The organism is Actinosynnema pretiosum, from assembly GCF_002354875.1.
GTDB lineage: Bacteria > Actinomycetota > Actinomycetes > Mycobacteriales > Pseudonocardiaceae > Actinosynnema > Actinosynnema auranticum.
Genome location: NZ_CP023445.1, coordinates 4,096,048 through 4,107,245, shown reverse-complemented (window position 1 = coordinate 4,107,245; position 11,198 = coordinate 4,096,048). Strand labels below are relative to the sequence as shown.

Annotated in this window: 11 protein-coding genes and 1 pseudogene; 2 read left to right on the top strand and 10 right to left on the bottom strand. The window is 73.7% G+C overall.

Annotated elements, in window-relative coordinates:
• Positions 1–113: 113 nt before the first annotated feature.
• On the top strand, positions 114–1,880 hold the full coding sequence (locus CNX65_RS17655; RefSeq protein WP_157767707.1) for a hypothetical protein: 1,767 nt from the start codon (positions 114–116) through the stop codon (positions 1,878–1,880).
• A gap of 92 nt (positions 1,881–1,972) precedes the next feature.
• Here CNX65_RS17655 and CNX65_RS17650 read toward each other — a convergent pair whose 3' ends face one another.
• Positions 1,973–3,052 (bottom strand): coiled-coil domain-containing protein, encoded by a 1,080-nt coding sequence (locus tag CNX65_RS17650; protein WP_157767706.1) that lies wholly within the window; start codon positions 3,050–3,052, stop codon positions 1,973–1,975.
• A 156-nt stretch (positions 3,053–3,208) separates the two neighbouring features.
• Between CNX65_RS17650 and CNX65_RS17645 the strand changes: the two genes are divergently transcribed.
• Complete coding sequence (locus CNX65_RS17645) at positions 3,209–4,438, top strand: tyrosine-type recombinase/integrase (RefSeq protein WP_232519882.1); 1,230 nt, start codon at positions 3,209–3,211, stop codon at positions 4,436–4,438.
• Positions 4,439–4,767: 329 nt separating this feature from the next.
• On the opposite strand, the gene CNX65_RS17640 is transcribed toward CNX65_RS17645, so the two are convergent.
• The 9 genes and pseudogenes from CNX65_RS17640 to CNX65_RS17605 all read right to left on the bottom strand — a co-directional run bounded on the left by CNX65_RS17640 (position 4,768) and on the right by CNX65_RS17605 (position 11,138).
• Entirely contained in the window at positions 4,768–5,103 is a 336-nt protein-coding gene (locus CNX65_RS17640) for a carbohydrate ABC transporter permease (RefSeq protein WP_096494452.1), read from the bottom strand.
• Between the two features lie 4 nt (positions 5,104–5,107).
• Positions 5,108–5,275 (bottom strand): hypothetical protein, encoded by a 168-nt coding sequence (locus CNX65_RS37120; RefSeq protein WP_232519881.1) that lies wholly within the window; start codon positions 5,273–5,275, stop codon positions 5,108–5,110.
• A 52-nt stretch (positions 5,276–5,327) separates the two neighbouring features.
• Positions 5,328–5,651, bottom strand: a pseudogene (locus CNX65_RS38360) (extracellular solute-binding protein); the annotation flags it as partial.
• A gap of 22 nt (positions 5,652–5,673) precedes the next feature.
• Positions 5,674–5,823: a hypothetical protein gene (locus tag CNX65_RS35460; RefSeq protein ID WP_157767704.1), complete on the bottom strand. Its 150-nt coding sequence runs from the start codon at positions 5,821–5,823 to the stop codon at positions 5,674–5,676.
• Between the two features lie 56 nt (positions 5,824–5,879).
• Entirely contained in the window at positions 5,880–6,704 is an 825-nt protein-coding gene (locus CNX65_RS17630) for a glycoside hydrolase family 43 protein (protein ID WP_096494448.1), read from the bottom strand.
• A 4-nt stretch (positions 6,705–6,708) separates the two neighbouring features.
• Entirely contained in the window at positions 6,709–7,704 is a 996-nt protein-coding gene (locus tag CNX65_RS17625) for a LacI family DNA-binding transcriptional regulator (RefSeq protein ID WP_096494446.1), read from the bottom strand.
• A gap of 389 nt (positions 7,705–8,093) precedes the next feature.
• On the bottom strand, positions 8,094–8,447 hold the full coding sequence (locus CNX65_RS17615) for a helix-turn-helix domain-containing protein (protein ID WP_096494442.1): 354 nt from the start codon (positions 8,445–8,447) through the stop codon (positions 8,094–8,096).
• A gap of 571 nt (positions 8,448–9,018) precedes the next feature.
• Positions 9,019–10,305: a M20/M25/M40 family metallo-hydrolase gene (locus CNX65_RS17610; RefSeq protein WP_096494440.1), complete on the bottom strand. Its 1,287-nt coding sequence runs from the start codon at positions 10,303–10,305 to the stop codon at positions 9,019–9,021.
• 5 nt (positions 10,306–10,310) lie between these two features.
• Complete coding sequence (locus CNX65_RS17605) at positions 10,311–11,138, bottom strand: M55 family metallopeptidase (protein ID WP_096494438.1); 828 nt, start codon at positions 11,136–11,138, stop codon at positions 10,311–10,313.
• Positions 11,139–11,198 lie beyond the last annotated feature (60 nt).

Below are 11,198 nucleotides of genomic sequence, written 5' to 3'. Positions count from 1 at the left end.
CCCGACAGCCCGCGAGGGCACCGCGCCTGCCCGCGCGGTGCCCGATCGGCCGTTGCCGGCACCGCGCCGGGACGACACGCTGACGACCTGGGCTGCGGCTGGAGGTGGACGGCGTGGTGCACGCGCGGACCGGTGACTCCCACGACCACGCCCGCCCGCAACCCCGTCCCGGCGCCCCCGCGCGTCCCCCGTCACCGCACGCCAGACTGGTCGCCCTCCAGCGCGCGGCGGGCAACACCGTCGTGGCCAGGATGGTCACCGAGGAGCGCCTCGCCGACTTCGAGTCCGCCCTGCGCCCGCTGCTCGCCGAGGGCGCACCCGCCCCCGAGCGGCTCGACCGGCTGATCACCACCCTGCTCGCGGACGCGCCACCGGACCGGCGCGCCACCCTGCTCAACGACGCCAGGAGGCTCGTCGACCGCTCCACCGGCTACGGCGACGCGGCCGTCAACGCCGCGCTCGACGCCGTCGACCGGCACGACCCCCAGCGCTCCACGCGGGCCGTGCCCGGTTCGCGGCGCCTGTCGCCCAGCAGGGTCACCGGCGAGGTCGGGGCGGGCGTGATCAACCGGGGGCCGCAGGAGAGCGTGCTGGTCGGCGGCGAGTTCCACGTCCCCGTCTACGTCGCCGTGTTCGAGGACGCCCTCGGCTCCGGCGCGCCGAGGAACAAGGACGTCGGCCAGGACCAGGGCGGCCACGTGCAGATCCACACCGGGGCCGCCTCCGGACCCGAGCGGGTCATGTGGCTCAGCCTCGGTCAGGCGCTGCGGCAGCTCAAGTGGATGGACAAGTACGGGGAGCAGAGCCCGGCCGCCCGGCCGCTGATCCGGTCCTTCCTGGTGCCCGAGTCGATCGTCAACCGCATCGCCGCGGGGCTGATCACCGAGCACGGGGCCAAGGACAGCAGCCGGGACCTCAACGTCGACAAGCGCTTCGCCGCCAACCAGGTCGGCATCCGCGACCCGCGCTCGCTGGAGGCGCTGCGGCAGAACGTGCTGCCCGGATCGCTGCGCACCTACACCGACCTGATCGGTCCGGCCCCCCGGACGTGGGGCGACACGAGGCCGGCGAACGAGCTGCGCCTGCGCGAGGGTGTGCCCACCGAGCGGCTGCGCGACTTCCCCGTCGACGCCGACCCGAGCGGGTTCGTCGGCTACGAGGTCCAGGTGAGCCGCCGGGACCGGCTGGACGAGGTCGCGCGCGCCCACGCGGACACCCCCGAGGGCGGGCGGAACGAGCTGGTCGAGCGCTTCTACGCCGCCCACGCCCCCAAGCGGTTCACCGAGCTGGACGCCCGGCGGCCCGACGAGCACCACCTCGCCGTGCACGCGTTCGTGCAGCAGCTCGTCCTGCCGTGGCGCGACTACGTCGGGCGGAACCTGCGCATCACCGACGACTACGCCGAACTCGGGCAGGGCGAGCTGCCCGAGGACCCCACGATGATCGAGATCGCGGGCGAGCAGCCGCTGACCACGGGCGAGCGGCGCACCGGGGTGGCCGGGCAGGCCGAGGAGCAGTGGACCGAGCTGCGCAAGCGCGCCGCGGTGCGCGGGGCGTTGGAGCGCATGACGATCGGCAGGGCGGAGTTCGCCGAGGCGGGGAAGACCCCCGGTCTGCCCCAGCTGCTCGGCGAGGTCACCCGGTTCCGGGGCGCCGTGCTCGCCGACTACCGGCACCGCGTGGGGGACCTGGAGACCGTGCGCAGGCTCAACCCCCGGCACGCCGAGACGGCCTTGCGCCTGGTCGAGCGCTTCCCGCGCCCGCTGCCGAGGTGGGGGCGGCCGATCGTCGCGGGGCTGGCACGGGTGGTGGCGTCGGTGGGCGGGACGGTGCTGGCGAAGGTGCGCGCGCGCAAGTGGGAGAGCGGACGGCGGGAATAACCCCGCCCACTTTCGTCACCGTGACATAAGCGGGCGGGGTTCCCGGACCTGGTGATCACGACCCCTGAACCGCCCCCAGGGGGCGGGGGAGGTCAGACCGGCGGGCGTTCCTGCGCCAGCGCGGCCACGGCGGCCACGGTCTGCCGCACCTGCTCCGCGTCGTCCGGGACGCCTCGGGGATCGGTCAGGGTCGCGATCCTGGTCAGCACGGTCCGGTAGTGGTCGTGGGCGCGTTGCAGGGAGTCGGCGCGCTCGGTCTGGGCGCCCAGTTCGGCGGCGCGCCTGTCCTGCTCGGCTCGGGCCCGGTCGAGCTTGGCCTCGGCCTCGGCGGTGAGGCGCTCGACGCGCTGCTCGGTCTCGGCGCGCAGGCGCTCGGCCGTGGCCTCGGCGGCGACGAGCCTGGTGGTGCGCTCGGCGAGCTGGTTGCGCAGCGAGGTCAGCTCGGCCCTGAGCTCGGCGGCCTGCTCGCGGGCGGTGGCCTGGGCATCGGTGGCGGCCTGCACGCGCTGGTCGGCGGACGCGGTGATCGCGGCGACCGTGGCCGCGGCGGTGGCGGTCGACTGCTCGGCCTGGTGGCGGGCCGCGTCCCGCTCGGCGGTGACGCGGGCCAGGTCCAGGAGCGCGGAGCGCTGGACGGTCTCGGCCTCCTCGCGGCGCTTCATCGCCTCCGCGCGTTCCTCGCGCGCGGTGCGGGCGTCGGCGAGTGCCTCGTCCCTGGCCGCTTCCGCCGCCGCCTTCGCCCCGGTCGCCTCGGTGACCGCTTCCACCGACCTGGCCGCGGCGGCTTCGGCCTGCTCGCGCGCCTCGCGCTCGCGCGCCGCCTCGGCCTTGGCCTGGTCGACCTGCTCGGCGGCCTCGCGCAGCTCGGTCGTGGTGGCGCCCTTCAGCTCGCGCAGGGCCGCGCCCAGCTCCTCCAGGGGTTGCAGGACCTGGGTCGCGGCGGTGACGAACACGCTTGTGGACCCGGACAGGTTCGGCGACGGGGGTGCTTCCAGGGCTTCCGTGAGCGCGGCCTCGGCCGCCGCCAACTGCTTGCAGGTGTGCCCGCCGGGCCAGGCGCGGTCCGGGCAGTACTCGAACGGGCGTCCTCCCCTCGGTCCGGGCGGGGGGAGCGGGGCTTTGCAGCGCGCGAAGGCGCAGAGCGGGGTTTTGTCCGCAGGAGTGACCGGCACACCCCAGATCCTAGTAATGGGTTACGCAACTAGCAACCGTCGGTTGTAGTTAATTAACCCCAACTGTACTCAGCTACAGAAGTGTGCTTTTGTAGCCAAGTTGAAAAGTGGGTAGGGTTGACCTGGGAAGATCACCTAGAGGTAGAGGTGCGTGCGGTGAGTGACGTTGTGCTGGTGGGCGGGGCGCCTGAGCTGCGGGGAGAGGGGGACGCGGGGGGTGGGCCGTGGCCAGGGGTGAGTGACCCGGCCGCGCTGGTCGGGGAGATCGCGGAGTGGCTGGCGGCGTACGGGAACACCGCGACCCGGCGGACCTACGCCGAGGGGGTTGGGCTGCCGGTCAGCCCGAACGACGTGCGGGAGTGGTTGGACATCGCCGAACCCGCCTGGACCCGCGCCGTGATCCGCTACAGCGCCGTGCTCCAGATCAACCCCGCCCCCGCGACCGGCGAGCACCGACCGCCGCCCGCGCCCCGAGGGCGGCTGCGGCACCTGCACTGGTTCCGGTGGTGCGCCGGGCTCGGGATCGACCCGCTCACGGCCGGGTCCACGCAGGTCAAGGCCTGGCTCGCGCAGCTCGACGCCGCCGGGGCGGCCGTGGCCACCCGTGACCGGATGCTCGCCACCGTCAAGGCGCTGTACACGCACCTGGCCGACGTCGGGCTCGCCGAGGGCAACCCGGCCGCGCTCGACCGGCGCAGGCTCGGGCTGGTCGCCCCGCGCGGGAACGCCACCAGCACCGTCACGCTCACCATCGGCCAGGTCCGCGCGCTCTACGACGTGGCGCGGGCCCCCAGGCGCGGGGCCTCCGAGGTCGACACCGCGCGGGCCGGGGCCGTGGTCGCGCTGTTCACGCTCGGGCTGCGGGTCAGCGAGATCTGCGGCCTCGACCGAGCCGACCTGCACGTCAACCGGGGTCGGCGGGCGCTGCGGGTGGAGGGCAAGGGCGGCAAGACGCGGATCGTGTACCTGCACTCGCTCGCCGAGACCGCGCTCATGGGCTACCTGCGCACCCAGGAGAGCCGCAGCAAGGAGCTCACCCGCGCCGACCGCCGGGCCACCGCGCACACCACCCCGCTGCTGACCACCCGCACCGGCAACCGCTACCAGCGCCAAGCCCTCTGGCAGCTGCTGCGCAGGCTCGCCGAGAGCGGGGGAGACGCGCTGCTGGACGTCGCCGACGCCATGCACCCCCACGCGCTGCGGCACTTCTACGTCACCACCGCCGTCGAGGCGGGCGCCGAACTGGGCAACGTCCAGGCGGATGTCGGGCACAGCAGCATCGACACCACCAGCCAGGTCTACAACCACGCCGCCCGCGACCCGTCCCGCAGCGCCGCCGACCTGGTCGGACAGGCCCTGGACGCCCCGGTGCGGGACGTGTGGTGACCCCGGTCGCCGAGGGCCAACGGGGCCAACTAGCGTCACCGTGACGTAAGTGACTGGTGTGGCTGGATGGGCGAGAGGTGCGCCTGAACAGCCCCCGTGACCCCGAAACCGGGGGATGTGCCGTCCGCGCGGCACATCCCCCGGCGGTCTTCGGCGGCCGGCCCCTCCTACCGGCCCGCGCCCGCCGTGATGCCCGCGACGATGTGCCGCTGCAGCGCCAGGAACACCGCCACCAGCGCCGCCACCAGGTGGCTCGACCGCCGCGCACCGGACCGCCGTGCCGCACCCGAACCGGTAGTCGCGGAAGCTGCTCTCCCACACCAGCAGGCTCAGCGTCGGCGTTGCGTCCCCACATGCTGGAAGCGCCACCACCCGCGCGCCCCGTCCAGCTCGGCCGCCTCGAACACCGCGGTCGGCACGGCCAGATACCCGGCCAGGAAGATCACCGTCGCGTGCCCCAGGTACATCCACACGGTCGCCACTGCGATCGCGAACAGCGCCGTCGCCGGGTCACCCAGCCACACCCGGCGCAACTCGTCCAGGCCGAGCGCGCCGAGCACCGCGCCCAGCGGCCCGCCCACCGGCGAGCAGACCTGCGCCCACACGTACCCGATCACGACCACGGCGGGAGTGACGAGTGCCAGCGCGGTGCGGGTGCGCAGCATCCCCTCACCCCCGCGCGGGCATCCGGTCGCGGGCGGCGAGCACGTCCCCGGTCGGGGTGGCCGGGTCGAGGAACACCTCCTGCAGGGCGGCGCCCATGACCTCCTCGGCTCCGGGGAAGTCCAGGCCCTGCGCGGGCGGTCCGGCCCAACGGCTCGCGTCGAAGGCCGTCACCAGCGCGGACGCCTCGGCGGGCAGGGTCGTGGTCCCGCCGACAAGGGGAGAACGCGCCCTCGGCCTCGCAGTACAGGCGGGCGTTGCCGGGTTCGGCCATGAACCGCACGTACTCGCGGGCCAGGTCGGGGCGCCGCGCACCGGCGTTGACGGCCCAGCCGGTGCCCACGAACGCCACCGCCACCGGCTCGCTCCCGGCCGCACCCGCGGGGATGGGGCTCAGGGAGAAGCGGAAGCCGATGTCGGCGCGGAAGTCGGCGAGCTTCCACGCGCCCTGGATGAGGAGCGCCCAGCGGCCCGTCTTGAACTCGTCTTCGCCTTGTGGACCACGATCACGTCGGCGGCGGTGCCGGACCCGAGCTCGGGGTTGTTGCACGTCTCGTAGTGCCGGGCCCGACTTAGTGATGCTCGACCCGCACGCCGGGGTGGGCCCGCTCGAAGGCCGCGTTCAGCTCGGGTAATCGGGCCTCCTCACCGCCGCCGCCCTTCCCGCCGACGACGGTGAGCACCTCGCCGCCCTCGTCGGGGGAGGTGGAGCAGGCGGGCAACGCGGGCAGCAGGGCGATCAGGACCGCCAGGGCGGCCGGTGTCGTGCACGCGGGCTCTAGGGCACCACGAGCACCGAGGCGTGCCGCATCCCCGGCGGCATCCCGATGTCGGTGGGTTCCCAGGTGGACATGTCGTCGGCGCTGGCCAGCGCGCCGTAGCCGTCGTCGAGGAAGTGGTCGAAGATCAGCACCCACTCGTCGCCGCGGCGGAACAGCGACGGCCCCTCCACCGGGCTGGGCGTGACCGGGCCGGTGGGTTCGGTGAGCGGGCCGTGGGGGTCGGTGAAGGTGGTGAGCAGGATGTTCTTGTGGTCGGTGTCGGGGGTGTTCTCGCCGCGCTCGTCCTTGAACGCCATGACGTAGCGGCCGTCCGCGCGGGCCACGGTCGCGTCGATCACCGGGTAGCCGGGGTCGAAGAACACCCTGGGCTCGGTGAACTCGGTGAAGTCGCGGGTGGCGGTGTGCCAGATGCGGTGCTCCTGGTTGGTGTGGTGCCAGTCGTGGTCGTCGTTGTCCGGGTCGACCACCGAGGACCACAGCAGGTGCACGACGCCGTCGTCGTCGGTGAACGCCTCCGGGGCCCACGCGTTGCGCGCCCCGGTCACCCCGGCCATCGGTTCCAGGAGGCGCTGCGGCGACCAGCGGCGCAGGTCGGGGGAGGTGGCGTGCACGATGCGCGGGCTGGACCAGCCGTCGGTGGCCAGCAGGTGGTAGAGCCCGTCCGGGCCCAGCAGCAGGAACGGGTCGCGCAGCGTTCCGGCGCCGACCTGCCCGCGCAGCACCGGGGCGCCGTCGTCGAGCGGGGTGAAGTGGTGGCCGTCGGGGCTGGTGGCCACGTGCAGGGCTTCGTCGTCGGTGGTGAAGTAGGACAGCACGTGCACGGTTCTAGAGCACCCCCCTGGTGGTGCCTCGGGTGATCAGCGTGGTGTCCATCCGGACGTCGCGGGGGCTGTCGGGTCGGTCGGTGAGCATTCGCACGGCGGTGACTCCCATGTCGTGCAGCGGTTGGCGGACGGTGGTCAGTCCGGGGAAGAGCTGGGCGGCCAGCGGCAGGTCGTCGAAGCCGACGACGCTCAGGTCGGCGGGCACGGACAGGCCGCGCGCCCTGGCGGCGTCGATGACGCCGAGCGCGATCAGGTCCGAGGCGGCGACCACCGCGGTGGGCGGCTCGGCGCGCTCGACCAGGGCGGTGCCCGCGTGGAAGCCCCACTCGTGGCTGAACGCCCCGTCGGGCACCTCGTCGGTGGGCAGCCCGGCGAGCCGGACGGCGTCGCGGTAGCCGCGCAGCCGGTCGGCCGAGGACTCGAAGCCGGGGTGGCCGCACACGTGCGCGATCCGGGTGTGCCCGAGCCCGATGAGGTGCTCGGTGGCCTGCCGCGACCCGCCGTAGTTGTCGACGGCGACGGTGGGCGGGGCGATGTCGAACGCGCGCGGGTCGACGACGACGGTCGGGCAGCGCGGCGCGGTGTCCGCGAGCAGCGCGAGCGCGTCGTCGTCGAGCACGGGCGCGACCAGCAGCAGCGCGTCCACCAGGCCGCCGGTGAGCAGGCCGATGCGCTCGGTCTCCCGGTGGGCGTCCTGGTAGGTGGCGCTGATGAGGACCTCCCGCTGGGCCACGGCCAGCTCGTCGGCGATCCCCCGGACGATCTCCAGGGCGTACTGGCTGGTCAGGTCGTGCGTGACGACGCCGACCAGCCCGGTGCGCCCGCCGCGCAGGTGGCGCGCGGCCAGGTTGGGCCGGTAGCCGAGCCTGCGGGCGGCGGCGAGGACGCGCTCCCTGGTGGCCCCGGACGCGCCGGGGCGGTTGTTGAGCACGTTGGAGACGGTCATGGCGGAGGTCCCCGCCTCGGCGGCGACCTGGGCGATCGTGACCCTGGGCAACGGGACCCCCTCTCGCGTTAGCGTTAAAGTTTAACGATAAGGCTGGCGGTGTCCAGGGCTGTGCGGGTGACGGCGTGGCGGGTCTCGCTGGTCGGCGCGGGGGCGCTCGACCTGCTGGACGTGCTCACGGGTGGCATGGGCGAGCACGTGCCGGAGGTGCCGGGCGCGCTGGCGCGCCGCCTCGGACGTGGAGTTCGCTCGGGCGCTCACGTCCCGCAGTGGGCACTGCCCGTCAGGGCTCGCGCGGATGTCACCCGAGGAGGTGACCATCGAGCTGATGGCCACCTCTCGTTCCCGCGAAGTCGGGCAGCCGTCACCGCGCACCGACCTGCTCGCGGTGTGCGACACCACGAAGGGGGAGTGGCGGCTCACCGGGCTGTGAACCGGGGTCAGGCGTCGCGCGGCAGCGGGTACTGCAACCGGTTGGCGTCCCTGGCCTCCTGGAGCTGGTCCTCCAGGGTGACGATGCGGCACGCCGCGTCCAGGCCGGTGCCCTGGTCGACCAGTTCCCGGACGCGGGCGGCCAGGCGCAGTTGGGAGCGGGAGTAGCGGCGGTGGCCGCCCGTCGACCGCTGCGGTGCGATCAGCTTCGCCTCGTCCAGGCTGCGCAGGAACCCGGCCGTGGCGCCGATCATCTCGGCGGCCCGCCCCATGGTGTAGGCGGGGTAGTGCTCGTCGTCGAACCGCTCGGCCGCGGTCTGCTCCTCCCTGGCCGGTGGTTCGCCTGTTGTTCCTGGGGTCATCGCACCTCCGCGTCACGAGGGGCCCCGGCGCTGTCAGCGCCGGGGCCCCTGGGTGTTGGGTTCCACTTCCACCTAGCCGACCGTGAGATCGGCTTCCTCTGTCCGCACCACCCGCACTGGACGCGGGCTCTGCGGGGATCGCTTGTGCTTAACCGAAGACCACCTTCCAATCCGATGGAACCGCGGTACCCGTCCGGCCGGGAGTTCAGCCGAGAACGGGCGATCCGATGGCGTGCAACCCTTCCCTTCTCCTCTGATCGACCTTCACCAGCAACCTCACGTGGCGGTCGGCGCCGGTCCTGGCGCACATGCCGGCATCACTTCACCGACCGTCCTCGGCCACCTGCCAAGAGCCCCTTCCACTGATCGGCTCCGACAGACCTGGCCGTCCTGCTGTCGTGCGCACGGGCAGTTCGTCATCTCCCGCGTCATCGCTCTTCCCTCTCAACGAGGAGAATACTACCCACAGGCACGCGCGAATATCTACCCCCGCTGGCACAGATTTTCTCGAACGGGCAGCAGAAGCTCTCTCACCTGCGCAGATGACGTCGAGCTCCGGTCGAAGGCCCGCTCACTCCGACAGGAACCGGTCCAGCACCCGCGCCCCGAACCGCAGCCCGTCCACCGGCACCCGCTCGTCCACCCCGTGCGCCATCGCCCGGTAGTCGAACCCCTCCGGCAGGGCCAGCGGCGCGAAGCCGTAGCAGTCGATGCCCAGGGTGCTGAACGCCTTGGCGTCCGTGCCGCCGCCCATGCAGTACGGCACGACCACCGCCTCCGGGTCCTCCGCCCGCAGCGCGCGCTCCATCGCCTCGAACCACGGCCCGTCGGCCGGGGCCTGCACGGCGGGCTGGTTCTCCAGGAACTCCCGCTCCACCCCCGCCCCGAGCAGCGCGTCCAGGTCCGCCAGCAGCTCCTGCTCCGTCCCCGGCAGCGTCCGCACGTCCAGCTCCGCGACCGCCGTGCCGGGGATGACGTTGACCTTGTACCCGGCGCGCAGCACGGTCGGCGTGGTGCTGCACCGCACCGTCGACTCGGCCAGCGCCCCCACCGGTCCGAGCCGCGCCAACGTGCCGTCGACGTCGTCCAGGTCCACCGGCACGCCCAGCGCCGCGCCGGTGCGCTCCAGGAACATCCGCACCGCCGGGGTCAGCCGGACCGGGTGGCGGTGGGCGGCGATCCGGGCGAGCGCCCGTGCGAGCTTGACCACGGCGTTGTCGTCGTTGCGCCGCGACCCGTGCCCGGCCCTGCCGCGCGCGGTCAGCCTCAGGTGCATGGTGCCGCGCTCGGCGGTGCCGATCGGGTACACGCGCCTGCCGCCGGAGCGGTAGGAGTAGCCGCCGGACTCGCTGATCGCGGCGGCCACCCCGGCGAAGTGGTCGCGGTGGTGCTGGACCAGCCAGTGCGCGCCCAGGTCGCCCCGGTCCTCCTCGTCGGCGACGAACGCCAGCACCACGTCGCGCCGGGGCTGCCGCCCGGTGCGCGACCACTCGCCGACCACGGCCAGGGTCATGGCGACCATGTCCTTCATGTCGACCGCGCCGCGCCCCCACAGGAACCCGCCCTCCTGAACCCCGGCGAACGGCGGCACGCTCCACTCCGAGGCGTCGGCGGGCACCACGTCCAGGTGGGCCTGCACGAGCACGGCGGGCAGGGACGGGTCGCTGCCGGGCACGCGCGCCAGGACGCTGGTGCGCCGGGGCGCGGGTTCGACGAGGGTGGCGCCGACGCCGCAGCCCTCCAGGTGGGCGGCGACGAACTCGGCCGCCTCGCGTTCGCCCTCGGCGTCCCCGCGCCCCCGGTTGGTGGTGTCGATGCGCAGCAGCGCGGCGCAGAGGTCCACGACGTCTTCAGCCATGGGGCCTAACCGTAGATGCCCTCAACGGCCCCCGCCGCGATGGCCGTCACGACCTTGAACGCCTGCATCGCGAGCGTCATGGACGCCGCGTCGAACCCCACGCGCAGCGGGGCCAGCAGCTCCACGGTGGGCACGACGGCCGCCGCGGCGGCCAGGTGGGTGGCGTCGAACTCGACCTCGATCCGGTGCGCGGCCACCGCGCCCCCGGTCCGGCCAAGGCGCGCGGTCGAGCGGCGCGCGGCCTCGGTGATCAGCGCGGAGGTGGTGGTCGGGGGCGCGCAGATGGCGGCGTAGCGGCTGACGCACTCCTTGACCACGGCCAGCTCCGCGCCGGGGGCGTAGTCGGCGGCGTCGGCGCAGGCCCGGTCGTCGCCGGTGACCAGCAGCACCGGAACGCCGTGCTCGGCGGCCAGGGCGGCGTTGAGCCTGCCCTCGGAGGCGGGCACGCCGTCGAGCCACACGCCGGTGATCGAGTTCTCCAGGTAGGTGTGGGCGAGCACGCCCTCCTGACCGGCGCCCGCGTGGTAGCCGAGGAACACCACGCCGTCCACGTCGCCGTCGATGCCCTGCATCATCGACAGCGGCTTGTGGCGGCCGGTGAGCATCCGGGCGCGCGGGTCCAGGGCCTCCAGCAGGAGGTTGCGCTGGCTGGAGTGGGCCTCGTTGACCAGCACGTCGTCCGCGCCGCCGTCGAGCAGCCCCGCGGCGCAGGCGTTGACGTCGTCGGTGAACATCCGGCGGAAGCGCTGCCACTGCTCGGTCTGCGGCACCACGTCGGCGGTGCAGGTGACGCCGGTGGCGCCCTCCATGTCGGCGGAGATCAGCACGCGCACGGGTTCACCCCCACCGGCTTGCGACAACTCTTGACGCTACTACCGCCATAGTGGTTAATT